Below are 14,904 nucleotides of genomic sequence, written 5' to 3' on the forward strand. Positions count from 1 at the left end.
GCTTTCTCGTTGCTATGAACCGGAGACGTGGCGGGGTCAGAAATCAATGCGTCGTCTTTCCAATGGCGCCAAAATCCCCATGACTTTGGCCAGGCGTGATAAGCTATGTAATAATGGCGGCAGTATGCCACAACACAAACGCTCGATTTTGGCCGGGCCAAAATCGAGTGCACTATTGTGTGCTAGTTATTGCATTCTGATGAATTGCGCTACTGGGAGTAGGATTTGCTGCGCTAGGCCGCCTGATCCAGTGCAAGGTGGCGGTACGACCCCGGAGCCCGTACTCTTCCGACAGCTGCGGATGGCGGAGCAAGCCCCATCCCTTCGGCAATGGCCGTTGCCACCGAGTTGCTGTTCTGGATCAGGAACGAATAGCCCAGACCCGATGCGCGGATGCGCGACGCCACATCCACCGCTGCACGCCATTTTGTGGCGATGGCCGTATAATTTCCTTCGAGCAACAGTGTGGTGCGCGATGTCGGGCGCACATAGAACTCGGGGCAGTAGATCAGGTCGCGCTTGGAATAGTCGGTTACAACCGCCGTCAGCCGGCCGCGAATGGCGCAGTAGTTGAAACTGCCGTCCGCATTGGCTGCACCGCCATTGATCTCATAAAGCGGCCTGCCCGTCTCGTCGGTCCACACCACAAAATTATGGCTCGCAATCCCGGCAAAGCGCGGGATCGGATAGGAGCCAAAGAGAATGCGGTGGTTCATAAACGGGTGCTCTGGAGTTCTGGTTCGAGGAAATCAGAATCTTCAATAGACCATTTGATTTCAAAGACAACAGGGGCGTTTCTAACAAAAATGTCATACGGATTTGTTTAGCCGGAACACCATCAACCTACAGACACAAAACTGTCAAACTTGAGCGCCTGCCGGTCCATTTTGTCGCGGTTTGACGCTGACCCGCATAAAACTGATCGAGATATCCCCGCAGATCAGCGTCGAAATTTATTTTGCATGTTTTCGCTGCTGACACCGCGAAAACACTTCCCTTCGCTGGCAAAATTCAGCGCAACGGGTCTTGAGATCAGACGACCCGCGCCCGAATCTCGCCGATACCATCGACGCCGCCATGCATTTCATCGCCGCGGACGATGGCGCCCACACCGGCAGGCGTGCCGGAAAAGATCAGGTCGCCCGCCTTAAGCGTGAACAATGTCGAGAGATAGGCGATGGTTTCCGGGACATTCCAGATCAGTTGCCTGAGATCGCCACGCTGGCGCTCCTGACCGTTCACCTTGAGCCAGATGGCACCGGACGACGGATGGCCGATTTTTGCAGCCGGAACGATAGCGGAACAGGGTGCGGAAGCCTCGAATGCCTTGGCCACGTCCCACGGGCGCCCGAGTTTCTTGGCTTCCCCCTGCAAGTCGCGCCGGGTCATATCGAGGCCGACCGCGTAGCCGAAGACATGATCGAGTGCGCTGTCGACGGCGATGTCGGTTCCGCCCTTTCCCAGTGCAATGACCATTTCCATCTCATAGTGAACATCGCTGGAGCCGCTGGGATAGGGAAAATCGCCATTGCCGGTGACCAGCGCATCCGGATTCTTCTGGAAGAAGAACGGCGGCTCGCGGTTCGGATCATGACCCATTTCGATGGCGTGATCGGCGTAGTTTCGCCCGACACAGTAAATCCGGTGCAACGGGAACAGCTTTTCCGAACCGGTCACCTGCAAAACCGGCTGGGAAACGGGCTGGAAAACAAATTGATCGTTCGGCATTATGGGCCCTTCACATGAGATTGATGACCGTGATCGGATTCGATCTTGGCAAGCTGTTTGGCACGCTACACATGGTATAGAAGTCAGACAATCGTCCAATGCAATCCGGCAAATGCAGCGTCATTGTGCCCTGTAGCAGGAATGTTCAGCCTTTATGGATCAAAGATTCGTGCATGAAAGAACAGGCGTCACCGACGATGACGCGGGGTTGCTGGACCTGGTCCAGCATGCGTGTTTCCAGTATTTCTGGGACGGCGCTCATCCCCATAGCGGGCTCGCCCGCGACCGCACCGGTAAAAATGCCGACCCGAAGAACGATCTCGTTGCAGCAGGGGCGAGCGGGTTTGGTTTCATGGCCATTCTGGTGGCTGTTGAACGCGGCTGGATCGAGCGGCAGGCGGCCCTCGGCCGGATCGCCACAATGCTGACGGCGCTGGAACAGACCAAACGCTATCACGGCGTGTTTCCGCATTTCTTCCATGGCAGAGACGGGTCCACCATCCCCTTTTCCAGGCGCGATGACGGCGGCGACCTCGTCGAAACCGCGTTCTTGCTGCAGGGTCTGATCTGCGTGCGGCAGTATTTTGCCGCGCCAGCCCCGGAAGAGACGGCGCTGCGCGACCGGATCAACCATCTCTGGCACGCTGTCGAGTGGACAGCGCACATCAAGCATGACGAAAAGGTCCTGTACTGGCATCACAGCCCCCGCTATCACTTCGCCCGCAATGTACCGATCCGCGGCTGGAATGAAGCGCTGATCGCCTATGTCCTGGCGGCAGGCGCCCCAAGGCACGGCATTGATGCCGACATCTATCATGAGGGTTTTGCCACCGGCAGCCAGTTCATCAACGGGCGGGATTATTACGGCATCACCCTGCCGCTCGGCCCCGATTATGGCGGGCCGCTGTTCTTCGCCCATTATTCGTTCTGCGGCCTCGATCCGCGCGGGCTTTCCGACCACTATGCCAATTACTGGCAGCAGAACTGCAACCATGCCCGCATCAATTACCAGCACTGCGTCGAGAACCCGCATGGGTATCGCGGTTATGGCCCGGACAGCTGGGGCCTGACCTCGAGCCACGGCCCCACCGGCTATGTCGTCAGCTCTCCGGCCTCGGATTTCGGCCTGATCGCGCCCACGGCCGCCCTTTGCAGCCTGCCCTATCTGCCCGAGGAGGCCATGAATGCCTTGCGGCACTTTTTCCAACTGCCCCAGGCCAAGATGTGGGGACGCTTTGGCTTTGTCGACGCATTTTCACCGACCAGCGGATGGTTTGCCCGTACCTATCTCGGTATCGATCAAGGACCCGTGGTTGCCATGATCGAGAACCATCGCACCGGCCTGTTGTGGAACCTGTTCATGAGCGCTCCGGAAATTCAGGACGGGTTGCGCAAACTCGGTTTTTCCAGCCCGCATCTCGCCGCTGCCCGGCAGGAAATTTTGGAACCATTGGGCTGATTGTGCATTGCCACAAGCGGAGCGGCCGGCCACATTCTGCCGGATCGCGGCAGCCATCGGGGAGCATTCATGCAGGTTCATGCCGTTTTCAACCGCGATGGCGGCACCTTTCGCACCCTCGACATTGCGGCATTCGCCCTGAAGGCGAAAGAAATCTTCGAACAGCATGGCCATACCTTCCAAAGCGATATCGTGGCCGGCAAGGATATCGTGAAGGCGCTCGAGAATGCGGCCGCGAGGGATCGGGACGGCGTGCTGATGGCAGGTGGCGGCGATGGAACCATTTCCGCCGCTGCAGCCGTCGCCTGGAAGACCGGAATTCCGCTGGCAGTGCTGCCCGCCGGAACCATGAACCTCTTCGCCCGGTCGCTGAAAATACCGCTTGAACTGAATGCAGCGCTCGAGAGCGTCGCCAGCGGTGTGATAAGCGCAGCCGATATCTCGACCGCCAATGAGCGCGCTTTCGTGCACCAGTTCGCCATCGGCTTTCAACCGCGGATGATCAAGCTGCGCAACACGCTGGAATACAGTTCCCAGTGGGGAAAGCGCCTGGCCAGCATGCGGGCATTTGCCAAGGTGATAGGGCGTCCGCCCCGCTTTGCCGTCCAGCTGACCATCGACGGCGCATCAACCGAGCGGACAGTCTCGGCGATTTCCGTCTCCAACAACCCCTATGGCCGGGGCTTGCTGCCAATCGCCGACAGCCTGGATCAGGGGAAGCTTGGCGTGTACATCGCCGACCGGATATCGCTTTCATCCCTCGCCAAATTGGCCGCCACCGTCCTGATGGGGTCATGGCGCAACAACAACGACGTGGACGAGATATTGGCCGGGGAGGTCGACCTGCATTTTCCGCATCTTCATGGCCGTAAAAGAGCCACCATAGATGGTGAGCTCATCCCGCTGGAACGCGACGTCGTCATCAAGGTGCATGCGGGCGCGTTGCGGGTGCTGGTTCCGGCAGAGCCTTCACCCAAATGAAAACGGCGTGACTCTCGCCACGCCGCTTGAACGGAAGCTGGAGGCAATCAGCCTTCCTGCTGCTGCGCCTGCTTCTTCTTCGACTTCTTGGCTGGTGCTGCCGTGCCGCCAGCGGCTTTCTTGGCAGCAGCCGCCTCTTCCGCGGCAACCTGGTCGGCGCTCTTGGGCATTGTGTCGACGACGGAGCGGACTTTGCCCTTGTCGGTGACGGTGCACAGCGCATTGCGGATATCGACTTTCAGGGAGACTTCGTTGACGCCACCGCCGACAGCGCGTTCATCGACGGCCTTGATATTGCTCGCCGAAAGCACGTATTTGCTCGCTGCGGCAGCAATGCACGGCGCTGCGAGTTCCGAACTGACGGGCGGGCGGACCGGAGAGAATGTTGCGAATGTCGGGCCTGCACTCGGCTCGCCGGTTGTGGAACATGCGGCAAGGGGAATGAGAACTGCCAAGGGGGCAATCCGGCTTAGAATAGAGGTAGGCAGGCGCATGGCTTTCTCCGCAAAGTCTCGTCGCAGGATGATGTCTGTTTAGGCCGGAAACTATTCGCTTTTACCCATTTGTCTAGTGGCACAATCGCCACAATGGGACTTTATTGCCACAATCCCCAGATCGCTCCTTATGGTGTAACAGTGAGCATCCAGTTCAGAACGCCGCGCCAATCCGACATGCGGATGGGCGTTCCGTGGTTGCCTGTCTCGAAACGGACGAACCGCACCGGATAACCTTTCGTCGTACTGCGTATTTTCTGGTAGAACGCTTCCTGATTGTCGATCGCGAACACCGGATCGCGGCTGCCGTGACCAAAGAAAACCGGTATGCGCCGCTTGTAGGCGGGCGAACCGATGAACTTGTCCTCCCACAGGGAACCCAGCATTACCAAGCCGGAAATGTTTTTCGCTGCTTCCGCATCCTGCGCCAGTCCCCAGCACAGCGAGCCACCCATGGAACCGCAGGCGACAAACAGCTTTGCCTGCGGCGATTGCGACTTGAAGTAGGCAATGAGCCCGGCAACCTGTGCCACACCCTTGTCGCCAAAGTCGCGGAAATCGGGCGTGAGATAGAGCCCGCCATTGAGAACCATCAGGTTCTTGATGCGGTTGAAATTGCCGCCGAAGGTAAAATCATTCATGCCCTGCTGGCGGTTGCCGCCCTGCCCGTGCAGATAGATCGTGATCACGGATGCGCCGGGCTCGATTTTCCCTGCAGCCATCACCTTGACCGGGCCGATGGCGGTGGTCACCACCAGATCCTTCTGCATCCGCTTGGCGGCAAGATCGATATACCGGCGCTTGACCCGCAGTTCCGGCACATCGTCGCGGCCATTGATATCGCGCATCTCATTGTAATCGACCACGGTGTAGTCGCCGCCATCGGCTGTCTTCATGATGCCGGGATAGGCGAACAAGTCATCCTTGAAAGGCGCAAGCTGCGCGGCACATGCCGCGCTGGAAAGACCGATGGCAGCCAGCGCGCCAAGAAAAATAGTCCTGAACAAATGCAAATCCCCTGATTATCGTGCCGCTGCCACGATGGTGCCTCCGGCCAGCCGAAGCATATCGGGCGTGTCGACGTCAATGGCCGCCGCTTCGCCAAGCTCTACATCAATGACCGGAATATCGCCACGCTCCACCAGATGCCGTGCGCCGACATCGCCGGCCAGCGTAAAAACCTCGTCGAAGAGGAAGCGCGGCAGGATGACGGGATTGCCACGTTTGCCCTTGAAGGTTGCGCGGACGACCGTTTGCCCGCCGACACCCTGGAATTGCCGGATCATGGTTTGCAGATCGGACGCGGACAAGGCAGGCATATCCGCGAGCATGATCATGACGCCGTCCGAGGATGCCGGAACGTGACGGATGGCCGCGTGCAATGACGAGGCAAGCCCGCTGGCATGATCCGTGTTGAGCACAATGTTCACGGGCAGCCCGTCCAGCGCGGCGCTGCATTCCTGCGCCATGTAGCCGAGGACGGCAATCACCGGCTCGCCTCCGGCCTGGACGGCCAGTTCCGCTGACCGGCGGATCAGCGGCACGCCATCGAATGTGGCCAATAATTTGTTGGCGCCGCCCATGCGGCTCGACCGCCCGGCGGCAAGAACGGCTATGGCGACCGCCGGCCTTGGCAGCGGCGGCCTGGGGTCTCTTGGCTGTGGCCGGGTCGGAATTTCCATCAGGAGGCCGCCAACGCCCATACCGACAATATCCGCCTTGGTGACCGGAATATCGGCCAGGAGCCGGTCGATCACCCAGTCAAATCCATTTTCCTTCGGGCTTCGGGCACAGCCGGGCGCGCCAATAACCGGCTTGCCGCCGAGTTCGCCCAGCACCAGCAGGTTGCCGGGATCGACGGGCATGCCAACATGATGAACAATGCCCCCCACGTCCCGGATGGCTGCGGGAACCACGTCATCCCCATCGACCACGGCGGACGCGCCGAAAATGATCACCATATCGCTGTTGCGATGCATCTGCCGGATGGATGCCGCCAGCGCGGCTGTCTCGTGGACCGGGCGTAATTCTCCGATCAGGCTCCCGCCGCTGGCGCTCACACGCGCATCGACAACCCGCATGGTCTTGTCGAGCACCGAGGATTTCACCGACGCGAGCGTCGTCTGGATCAGGCCGACGCGCGCACCGGAAAAGGCATGAACACCAAAAGCATCACGCTGGTGTGCAAGCGTGGCGATTTCATCGAGAACGGCCTTCGATACGGCAAACGGGATGATCTTGATGGTGACAACCATCTGCCCCGGCTCCACCCGCTCGAATGGTTTGAGCGTGGCTATCGTGACCGACGCATCCACCGAATTGATCGCATTGATCAGGTCGGCATCCACCGTAAAAAGCCCGGCGGTCTGCGCGTAGCAGTTCACCCGTCCGGTGGAGGCAGGGCCGGCCTGAATGCCGAAGCACTGCAGGGCAGCGGTTATCTGCCGGGCGGCAGCATTTTCCTCGACGTCACCGGCATCAAGGCGCGCCGCCGTGACATGGGTAACACCGGCACCGCGCAATTGCGCGATATCGTCTCCAGTCAGGACATGTCCCTTTTTCAGCTTGACCGCGCCCGCATGGGTGGAATGGGCAAGAATGGCGCCGATGGCCTGATCGAGGGGGGTATCGCCGAAAATCATGCGGTCTTTTCCAGTGTTTGGGCCGTACGCAGCCGGCGTGCCCGGAAGGCCTTGATGACTTCCGCCAGCACGGCGACGGCAATTTCCGCCGGACTTGCCGCACCGATGTCGAGGCCGATCGGCGCATGGATGGCGGCAATGCTTTGCTCGTCCAGGCCGAGTGCCTGCAACCGCTCCACCCGCTTGGCATGGGTTTTGCGGCTGCCGAGCGCACCGATATAGAAGCATCCGGCCTTCACGGCCTGTTCCAGCGCATAATCGTCAATCTTCGGGTCGTGAGTCACCACGGCAACAGCCGTATAGGCATCGAGCGGGCGGCCTTTCAGCGCATCCTGCGGCCATTCGGCCAGAAGCCGCACATCGGGAAAACGGTCCGGCGTGGCGAAGGCCGTGCGCGGATCGATGATCTCCATGTCATAGCCCGCCAGCCGTGCCATCGGCGCAAGCGCCTGGCTGATATGCACGGCACCGATCACCACGAGACGCGGCGGCGGCAGGTGAACGTTGAGAAAGAACGACCGGCCGTCCACCGCGGCGACGCCGGACTGTCCGGACAGGAATGCCTTCGCGATCACTTCACCCAGTTGCCCGGCGACAGGATCGCCCTCCCGGATGACCCGGTCGCGGCCGTCGCCGAGATCCGTCAACAGCAGCGCCGCCCTGCGGGCCCGGCGTTCAATATTCAGTTTCTTGAGGCAATAGGGATCCATGATGCAATCTCAGCCAAGCCGTTCAACATAGACTTTGATGCGGCCGCCGCAGGACAGGCCGACCTGCCATGCCGTTTCGTCGGCAACACCAAACTCCAGCAGCCGGGGTTCGCCGGTGGTGATCACATCCATGGCCTCGGCGATCACCGAACCCTCGACACAGCCGCCGGAAACCGAGCCTTCAAAATTGCCCTTTTCATCAATGACAAGGTGGCTGCCGACCGGACGCGGCGCCGATCCCCAGGTTTCGATGACCGTGGCAATGGCAACGTCACGCCCGCCGGACATCCAGCGCTCGGCGACGAGCAGCGGATCGTGTTCACTTGTGCTTTGCTGTGTCATGGCCATGCCTCCCGTACCATTATGCGTATAAGCTGGGTTGCTGGGAAGAACTTTGCAACCAGCGCTTGGGATCATCGCGCTTTTCCGATGGGCGGCTCAATGCCTGGCACAAATCCTCCAGCGCATCGAGATTGTGCACGGCGCGAAAATCATCGACATAGGGCAGCATGGCCCTGACGCCGCGGGCGCGCGGCTCGAAACCTTCAAAGCGCAGCAGCGGGTTCAGCCAGATCAGGCGGCGGCAGGATTTTGCCAGCCGTTCCATCTCCGCCTCAAGCCCGCTGGTTTCCTCGCGCTCAAGGCCATCGGTAATCAGCAGCACCACCGCCCCCTGCCCAAGCACCCGGCGCGACCACTGACGATTGAACACACGCAGCGTCTCGCCGATGCGCGTTCCGCCCGACCAGTCGTGCACGGCGCCGGTGCAGTGCGCAATCGCATCGTCCGGGTCGCGGTAACGCAGCGGGCGGGTGATATTGCTCAGGCGCGTTCCGAAGACAAAACAATGCACACGGCGGCGCTTGGCCATCATCGCATGCATGAAATGCAGGAAAATGCGGGTATACTGGCTCATCGAGCCGGAAATATCGGCAAGAACCACCAGGGGCGGGTGAATTTCCCGCCGCGACCGGAATTTCGGCAGGATGAGGTCGCCGCCGGTTTTCAGGCTCGACCGCATCATCGCCCTGGGATCGATGCGCGGGCCCTTCGGATCGGCCCGGAAGCGACGCGTCGCCACTTCATCGACCGGCAGGCGGAGCTGATCCATGGCGCGCCGCGCCTGCGCCAGTTCATCGGCAGTCATCTGGGCGAAATCCTTCGACCGCAGCACTTCCCTGCCGGAAAAGGTGAAACGCGCATCGATATCGATATCCGGCGGCCGCTCTTGCGGCGCGTTGCGGGCCGTGCCCTTGAACAGCGCTTCAGCAACACGGGCTTCCGCGGCCTTCGGCTTCGACCGTTCCCGTGCCACGGCAACCGGCGAGAACATCGCCAGCATTTTCTCGATCAGCTCGCGCGAGCGCCAGTACAGCCGAAATGCCTCGTCAAAGGTGGCGTGATCCTCGCGCCTGGTGACAAGCACGCTGTGCAGCGTCCAGTAAAAATCGTCGCGCGAACCGATGCCGCCGGCAAGCACCGCCTCGATGGCGTCCTTGACCGCCGCCGGGCCGACCCGCAAACCCGCGTTGCGCAAGGTCCTGGCGAAATAGACGATGTTATCCGCCAGCCGGCTGTCCTGCCGGGGAATTTGCGGGGAAGAAGCGAATGTCTCCATGTCAAGCCGCGTTCAATTCTGCCTTGACCTCATCGAGAATGCGCCGTCCTTCGCCCGTTGCGATGCGCGCAATATCGTCCTGATATTTGAGCAGTACACCGATGGTGTCGGAGATGGTTTCCGGATCGAGCGCCAGCTTGTCCATTTCGGTCAGGGCCCCCGCCCAGTCGATGGTTTCGGCAACGCCGGGCAGTTTGAAGAGGTCCATGTCGCGCAATTTCTGCACGTAGCGGACAATTTCCGCCGACAGCCGCTCATTGGCGGCAGGCACCTTGCGCCGGACGATTTCCAGCTCCCGTTCCGCCGAGGGATAATCCACCCAGTGATAGAGACAGCGGCGCTTCAGGGCGTCGTGGATTTCCCGCGTGCGGTTGGTGGTGATAATGACAATCGGCGGTTCGGCGGCGACAATGGTGCCGAGTTCCGGCACCGTCACCTGATAGTCCGACAGAACCTCCAGCAGAAAAGCCTCGAAGGCCTCATCGGTCCGGTCCAGCTCATCGATCAGAAACACCGGCGCCCGGCCAGGTTGGCCCGAAAGCGCCTGCAGAACCGGCCGCCGGATCAGGAATTTTTCAGAAAAGACATTGCGTTCGATGGCTGTCTTGTCGGCTATGCCGGTCGCCTCATCCAGCCTGATCTCGATCATCTGCGCGGCGTAATTCCATTCATACACGGCGGAGGAGATATCGAGGCCTTCATAGCATTGCAGGCGGATCAGCGGCCGATCCAGTGTCGACGCAAGAACCTTGGCAATCTCGGTCTTGCCGACACCGGCTTCGCCTTCAAGAAACAAGGGCCGTTTCATCCGCAGGCTGAGAAACAGCACCGTCGCCAGCGCCCGGTCCGCCACATAGCCGCCGGTTTCAAGCAGTGCCAGCGTCGCGTCGATCGATTGCGGCAATGATGAAACAGTCTGGTCGGCCATGAAATCTCCGTTTTGGACCTATTCCCCTACACCATGATAGGAGCGGTTGAGATAGACAAGCGATTGGCCGCGCTCCCCGGTATTGAGCGCGGTGACCTTGCCATAGATGACATAATGCGTGGCAACCTCATGGGTGGCAATGATGCGGCAATCAAAACTGGCGAGTGCGTTCATCAGCACTGGCGCACCGGTCTGCAGCGTTTGCCACTGCCCGAGGGCGAACCGGTCCTCCTGCGGCAAATCCCCCTTGCCGGAAAAGGCCTCGGAAATCGCCCGCTGGTCCGCCGAAAGCACGTTCAGCGCGAAAACCTGGTTTTCGATGAAAAGATGATTGAATTCGTGTTGCCGGTTCAAACAGACCAGAATGGTGGCCGGATTGTCGGATACGGAACATGCGGCAGAAATGGTCACGCCGCGTCTGCCCGCCGGTCCATCGGTGGTAATGACGTGGACCGCTTCCGCAAAATGACTCATGGCATTGCGGAATGCGAGAGGTTCTATTTTCTGGTCCTTGGCGATGAGCACAGTTTTATTTCCGTTGTCCAAATCATCACTAACGCAACACGCGGCCGAACTATAGCTGTAGAATATTTTTTCTGCGGCTTGGACTCTTTCCGGCGGAACGAGCCAATATTATCGCGCTATGCTTACCCTTTTATATAGAGCCGGATTGCACAGAGTGAAGGAAACAGTTACCCAAATCGAAAGTTTCGTCATCCGCCATCTCGAAGGTACGGCAATATCGCAATGAATCCCATGATACGAGCCGCGACGCTTGGTCTGTGCCTGTTGTTCGGCAGCGTCGCCTATGCACAGGACAAGATCGGCGTCATTGCACCGCTCTCCGGTTCCTTTGCGCGGCTTGGCAATCAGTTGGTCGACGGTGCCAATGCCGCGGTTGCCGGCAACAAGCAGGGACAAGACATCAGCGTTGTGACCGCCGACGACAAATGCGATGCGGCAGGCGGGGCCGCCGCCGCCCGGGAAATGGTGCTGGCCAATGCGACGATTGTGGTCGGTTTTCTCTGCACGGAATCGCTTGAAGCCGCCCTGCCCATCCTCGGGCAGAAGGGCATTGCCGTCATTACACCCGGGGTTCGGGATTTGACCCTGACGGAAATGCGCGCAGATACGCCCTATCCGGTGTTCCGCATTGCCTCCTCCGAGCGCAATGCCGCCCGTGAGACCGGCGACATACTGGTGAACCTCTGGCGGACCACGCCCTTCGCCATCATCGACGACGGCACGATTTTCGGCCGTGAGATCGCCGCCACGGTGCGGGGGCGGCTGGAGGAAAAGGGCCTGAAGCCGGTGTTTGCCGATACCTACCGCCCCGGCCTCGACAATCAGAATGCGCTGGTCGGGCGCCTGAAGCGGGCCGGAGCGACACAGGTTTTCGTCGGCGGCGAACGGGATGATGTCGCTGCCATCGGTCGCAGCACCGTGGCGCTCAACTATCCCCTGACGATCATCGGCGGTGAATCGCTGAAAGCGACCGCCAGCGGCAGCGATCTGTCCGTGGGAACGCTGATGATCGCACCGCGCGATCCGGAGACCCTCGAAAGCGCCCGCAATGCCAGCAACGCCATGGAACTCGCCGGCAAGGTGCCCGAAGGTTATGCCATTCCCGCCTACGCCGCAGCGGAAGTTGCTGTCCAGCTGCTGACAACCGCGCAGGCCCAGGCCGCTTCCCTGTCCGATCTTCTCAGGAAAAACGTGTTTGAAACCGCCATCGGGCCCGTGCAGTTCGACGCCCACGGCGAGCGCATTGCCGATACGTTTCGCCTGCAGCGCTATGATGGAAAACAGTTCGTGCAGGAGACCAACTGATGCCGCTGAAGACAGGACCGCGCAACCTCATCACCGATGTCGCTGGTCTGAGCATCGGCAATACAGCGGATGCAACCATCAAATCGGGAACCACCGTCATCCTCTGCGATGAACCAGCGACAGCCGCCGTACAGGTTCTTGGCGGCGCGCCCGGCACCCGGGAAACCGATCTGCTCGAGCCGCACAACACGGTTGAAACCATCAATGCACTGGTTCTGTCAGGCGGTTCGGCCTTTGGCCTCGATGCCGCATCGGGCGTGCAGGCGGCCCTGCGCGAAAAGCGCATCGGCTTCAAGGTGGGCGGCCAGCGCATTCCGATCGTCCCTGCCGCCATCCTGTTTGACCTGATCAACGGCGGCGACAAGGATTGGGGCCTCTATCCGCCCTATCGCGAGCTTGGCTATCAGGCCGTGCAATCCGCATCGCGCGATTTTGCCCTCGGCAGCACCGGCGCCGGTACGGGCGCGCTGGTGACCGGCCTGAAAGGCGGGCTCGGCTCAGCCTCATCCATCCTGCCGAACGGCGCGACAATGGGCGCGCTGGTGGCCGTCAATGCCCTGGGATCGGTGACCGTCGGGCGCAGCCGCCACTTCTGGGCCGCTCCCTTCGAAATTGGCGACGAGTTCGGCGGACTTGGCCTGCCGCATCCGCTTCCCGCCGACGCGGCAGAGATCAAGACAAAATTCAAGGAAGCGGCAACGGATACCAACACGACCATCGGTGTCATCGCCACGGACCTGCAATTGACCAAGGCACAGGCCAAACGTCTCGCCATCGCGGCGCATGATGGTTTTGCCCGCGCCATCTGGCCCTCGCATACGCCATTCGACGGCGATCTGGTGTTTGCCCTTGCAACCGGCACCGCCGGCCGCGCGCCCGAGATCGACGAATTCATCGAATTGTGCGCAGCAGCGGCTTCCACCATGGCACGGGCCGTCGCGCGCGGCGTGTTTGCGGCAACAGCGGCTCCAAACGACCTGTTTCCTGTGTGGAACACCCGGCCCTGACGGTTTTCATTGTGCGGTCCGGACGCGCGTGGTAACGGGCGCGCACAACATTTCTACCGGAGAACGCCATGAGCCGCCCGCTTGTCATCGCCCCGTCCATTCTCGCTTCCGACTTTTCGAAGCTCGGTTCGGAAGTCACCACCGTGCTCAAGGCAGGGGCCGACTGGGTGCATATCGACGTCATGGACGGCCATTTCGTGCCGAACATCACCTTCGGTCCCGAAGTGGTCAAGGCCATCCGCCCGTTGACCTCAGCGGTTTTCGACACCCATCTGATGATTGCGCCGTGCGATCCCTATCTCGAGGCCTTTGCCAAGGCTGGCTCGGACATCATCACCATTCATGCCGAGGCTGGTCCGCACGCCCACCGCTCGCTGCAGGCCATTCGCGCCCTTGGCAAGAAAGCCGGCATCGCCATCAACCCCGGCACGCCAGAATCTGCCATCGAATATATGCTGAATGACGTCGATCTCATCTTGGTCATGACCGTCAATCCCGGCTTTGGCGGCCAGAAATTCATTTCCGAGACCCTGGACAAGATCCGCAAGGTCAAGGCGATGATCGGCGACCGCCCGATCGATCTGGAAGTGGATGGCGGGATCACCGCCGACACCGCCGGATTGGCAACACAGGCGGGCGCCAATGCGCTGGTTGCCGGTTCTGCCGTGTTCAAGGGCGGATCGGAAGCAAGCTACCGCGCCAATATCGAATTGATCCGCAACGCAACCATCAAGGGCTCGTGATGCGCCTTTCCCTCCTGCTTCGCGCCGCCCTCGCCGTTCTGGTCGTGGGTTTTTCGCCAGTGGCGGCACGGGCAGGAGACGTTGCAAAACTCGACATTCTTGGCTTTTCCAAAGACGGCAAGGTTTTTGCCTTCGAGGAATATGGTGTCCAGGATGGCTCCGGCTTTCCCTACGCCAACCGCTATTACATCGACACGGCGACCGACGCCTTTCTTCCCAAGACACCGGTGCGGGTGCGCCTCGACGATGAAAAGGCCTCTCTCGCCGATGCTCGCGAAAAGGCTGGCCGGGATGCACAGGGGCTCACCGGGCTTTCCGACACGGAACTGCGCGCCAATGCAGGCGATACGGTCGCAGCCAACCCGATCACCGAACTGTCGGCCGACAAGTTCAAGACAACGTTCAATCCGCGCCCGGTTTTCCCTCCCATGGACGAGCCGCTGACGGTGCAACTGCAGGAAATCGATGTCCCGCGTCCGGACAAATGCCCGGAACCGGAGATGTACAAAGGGTTTCGCCTGACGATCCAGCAGGGCGCATCCACCGATATCAGGACGCTACACGAAGATAAATCCATCCCGTCGAGCCGCAATTGCCCGCAAGGCTACAGCATCGGCGCCGTCCAGACTTTCTATCTGCCGGATGGCAAACCTGCCCTCGCGATTCTGATCGCTGTCCGTTCCATCGGCTTTGAAGGCCCCGATTACCGCTGGCTGGCGGTCACCACGCAACAGTGATTCCATGGCCATATAGCTGTGCAGGCT

General features: G+C 60.4%; 16 protein-coding genes. 6 read left to right on the forward strand and 10 right to left on the reverse strand.

What is annotated here, in order from left to right; all coding sequences use genetic code 11:
• Window positions 1-233 precede the first annotated feature (233 nt).
• Complete coding sequence (locus ACP7B1_RS10245) at window positions 234-716, reverse strand: hypothetical protein (protein WP_223612993.1); 483 nt, start codon at window positions 714-716, stop codon at window positions 234-236.
• A 316-nt stretch (window positions 717-1,032) separates the two neighbouring features.
• On the reverse strand, window positions 1,033-1,728 hold the full coding sequence (locus ACP7B1_RS10250; protein WP_346308076.1) for a fumarylacetoacetate hydrolase family protein: 696 nt from the start codon (window positions 1,726-1,728) through the stop codon (window positions 1,033-1,035).
• 169 nt (window positions 1,729-1,897) lie between these two features.
• Here ACP7B1_RS10250 and ACP7B1_RS10255 point away from each other — a divergent pair, with 169 nt between their 5' ends.
• Window positions 1,898-3,187 (forward strand): glucoamylase family protein, encoded by a 1,290-nt coding sequence (locus tag ACP7B1_RS10255; protein WP_426136906.1) that lies wholly within the window; start codon window positions 1,898-1,900, stop codon window positions 3,185-3,187.
• A gap of 69 nt (window positions 3,188-3,256) precedes the next feature.
• A complete protein-coding gene (locus ACP7B1_RS10260) occupies window positions 3,257-4,168 on the forward strand; it encodes a diacylglycerol kinase family protein (RefSeq protein ID WP_346308078.1) in 912 nt (303 codons plus the stop codon).
• Window positions 4,169-4,215: 47 nt separating this feature from the next.
• Here ACP7B1_RS10260 and ACP7B1_RS10265 read toward each other — a convergent pair whose 3' ends face one another.
• The 8 genes from ACP7B1_RS10265 to ACP7B1_RS10300 all read right to left on the reverse strand — a co-directional run bounded on the left by ACP7B1_RS10265 (window position 4,216) and on the right by ACP7B1_RS10300 (window position 11,079).
• The gene (locus tag ACP7B1_RS10265) at window positions 4,216-4,662 is read right to left on the reverse strand and encodes a hypothetical protein (RefSeq protein ID WP_105732466.1); all 447 of its coding nucleotides are present in this window, start codon (window positions 4,660-4,662) and stop codon (window positions 4,216-4,218) included.
• A gap of 128 nt (window positions 4,663-4,790) precedes the next feature.
• Window positions 4,791-5,669 carry an alpha/beta hydrolase family protein gene (locus tag ACP7B1_RS10270; protein ID WP_346308079.1) on the reverse strand — a complete coding sequence of 293 codons (879 nt, stop codon included), beginning with the start codon at window positions 5,667-5,669 and terminating at the stop codon, window positions 4,791-4,793.
• A 15-nt stretch (window positions 5,670-5,684) separates the two neighbouring features.
• A complete protein-coding gene (locus ACP7B1_RS10275) occupies window positions 5,685-7,304 on the reverse strand; it encodes a molybdopterin-binding/glycosyltransferase family 2 protein (RefSeq protein ID WP_346308080.1) in 1,620 nt (539 codons plus the stop codon).
• A complete protein-coding gene (locus ACP7B1_RS10280) occupies window positions 7,301-8,014 on the reverse strand; it encodes an XdhC family protein (protein ID WP_346308081.1) in 714 nt (237 codons plus the stop codon). Before ACP7B1_RS10280 ends, ACP7B1_RS10275 begins: the two co-directional genes overlap by 4 nt.
• A 9-nt stretch (window positions 8,015-8,023) precedes the next feature.
• Window positions 8,024-8,356: an XdhC family protein gene (locus tag ACP7B1_RS10285; RefSeq protein WP_223612986.1), complete on the reverse strand. Its 333-nt coding sequence runs from the start codon at window positions 8,354-8,356 to the stop codon at window positions 8,024-8,026.
• 19 nt (window positions 8,357-8,375) lie between these two features.
• Window positions 8,376-9,632, reverse strand: a complete 1,257-nt coding sequence (locus ACP7B1_RS10290; protein WP_346308082.1) for a VWA domain-containing protein — start codon at window positions 9,630-9,632, stop codon at window positions 8,376-8,378.
• A 1-nt stretch (window position 9,633) separates the two neighbouring features.
• Entirely contained in the window at window positions 9,634-10,560 is a 927-nt protein-coding gene (locus tag ACP7B1_RS10295; protein ID WP_403176049.1) for an AAA family ATPase, read from the reverse strand.
• An 18-nt stretch (window positions 10,561-10,578) separates the two neighbouring features.
• Entirely contained in the window at window positions 10,579-11,079 is a 501-nt protein-coding gene (locus ACP7B1_RS10300; protein ID WP_374042771.1) for a flavin reductase, read from the reverse strand.
• A gap of 237 nt (window positions 11,080-11,316) precedes the next feature.
• Here ACP7B1_RS10300 and ACP7B1_RS10305 point away from each other — a divergent pair, with 237 nt between their 5' ends.
• The 4 genes from ACP7B1_RS10305 (at window position 11,317) to ACP7B1_RS10320 (ending at window position 14,877) form a co-directional block, all read left to right on the forward strand.
• Entirely contained in the window at window positions 11,317-12,390 is a 1,074-nt protein-coding gene (locus ACP7B1_RS10305; protein ID WP_346305304.1) for a branched-chain amino acid ABC transporter substrate-binding protein, read from the forward strand.
• Window positions 12,390-13,397 (forward strand): P1 family peptidase, encoded by a 1,008-nt coding sequence (locus ACP7B1_RS10310; RefSeq protein WP_346305303.1) that lies wholly within the window; start codon window positions 12,390-12,392, stop codon window positions 13,395-13,397. The genes ACP7B1_RS10305 and ACP7B1_RS10310 overlap by 1 nt, the downstream gene beginning before the upstream one ends.
• A 68-nt stretch (window positions 13,398-13,465) precedes the next feature.
• Window positions 13,466-14,140: a ribulose-phosphate 3-epimerase gene (gene rpe / locus ACP7B1_RS10315; protein ID WP_346305302.1), complete on the forward strand. Its 675-nt coding sequence runs from the start codon at window positions 13,466-13,468 to the stop codon at window positions 14,138-14,140.
• Window positions 14,140-14,877, forward strand: coding sequence for a DUF2259 domain-containing protein (locus ACP7B1_RS10320; RefSeq protein WP_346305301.1), 738 nt, complete (start codon window positions 14,140-14,142; stop codon window positions 14,875-14,877). The genes rpe and ACP7B1_RS10320 overlap by 1 nt, the downstream gene beginning before the upstream one ends.
• Window positions 14,878-14,904: the final 27 nt, after the last annotated feature.

It is taken from the genome of Phyllobacterium sp. SL163 (genome assembly GCF_049896885.1).
GTDB lineage: Bacteria > Pseudomonadota > Alphaproteobacteria > Rhizobiales > Rhizobiaceae > Phyllobacterium > Phyllobacterium calauticae.

What these genes read in the sequence shown, in the direction of transcription:
- ACP7B1_RS10245 (WP_223612993.1), bottom strand. Translation starts at nt 716, where the DNA reads ATGAACCACCGCATTCTCTTTGGCTCCTATCCGATCCCGCGCTTTGCC.
- ACP7B1_RS10250 (WP_346308076.1), bottom strand. Translation starts at nt 1,728, where the DNA reads ATGCCGAACGATCAATTTGTTTTCCAGCCCGTTTCCCAGCCGGTTTTG.
- ACP7B1_RS10260 (WP_346308078.1), top strand. Translation starts at nt 3,257, where the DNA reads ATGCAGGTTCATGCCGTTTTCAACCGCGATGGCGGCACCTTTCGCACC.
- ACP7B1_RS10265 (WP_105732466.1), bottom strand. Translation starts at nt 4,662, where the DNA reads ATGCGCCTGCCTACCTCTATTCTAAGCCGGATTGCCCCCTTGGCAGTT.
- ACP7B1_RS10275 (WP_346308080.1), bottom strand. Translation starts at nt 7,304, where the DNA reads ATGATTTTCGGCGATACCCCCCTCGATCAGGCCATCGGCGCCATTCTT.
- ACP7B1_RS10280 (WP_346308081.1), bottom strand. Translation starts at nt 8,014, where the DNA reads ATGGATCCCTATTGCCTCAAGAAACTGAATATTGAACGCCGGGCCCGC.
- ACP7B1_RS10285 (WP_223612986.1), bottom strand. Translation starts at nt 8,356, where the DNA reads ATGACACAGCAAAGCACAAGTGAACACGATCCGCTGCTCGTCGCCGAG.
- ACP7B1_RS10290 (WP_346308082.1), bottom strand. Translation starts at nt 9,632, where the DNA reads ATGGAGACATTCGCTTCTTCCCCGCAAATTCCCCGGCAGGACAGCCGG.
- ACP7B1_RS10295 (WP_403176049.1), bottom strand. Translation starts at nt 10,560, where the DNA reads ATGGCCGACCAGACTGTTTCATCATTGCCGCAATCGATCGACGCGACG.
- ACP7B1_RS10305 (WP_346305304.1), top strand. Translation starts at nt 11,317, where the DNA reads ATGATACGAGCCGCGACGCTTGGTCTGTGCCTGTTGTTCGGCAGCGTC.
- ACP7B1_RS10310 (WP_346305303.1), top strand. Translation starts at nt 12,390, where the DNA reads ATGCCGCTGAAGACAGGACCGCGCAACCTCATCACCGATGTCGCTGGT.
- rpe (WP_346305302.1), top strand. Translation starts at nt 13,466, where the DNA reads ATGAGCCGCCCGCTTGTCATCGCCCCGTCCATTCTCGCTTCCGACTTT.
- ACP7B1_RS10320 (WP_346305301.1), top strand. Translation starts at nt 14,140, where the DNA reads ATGCGCCTTTCCCTCCTGCTTCGCGCCGCCCTCGCCGTTCTGGTCGTG.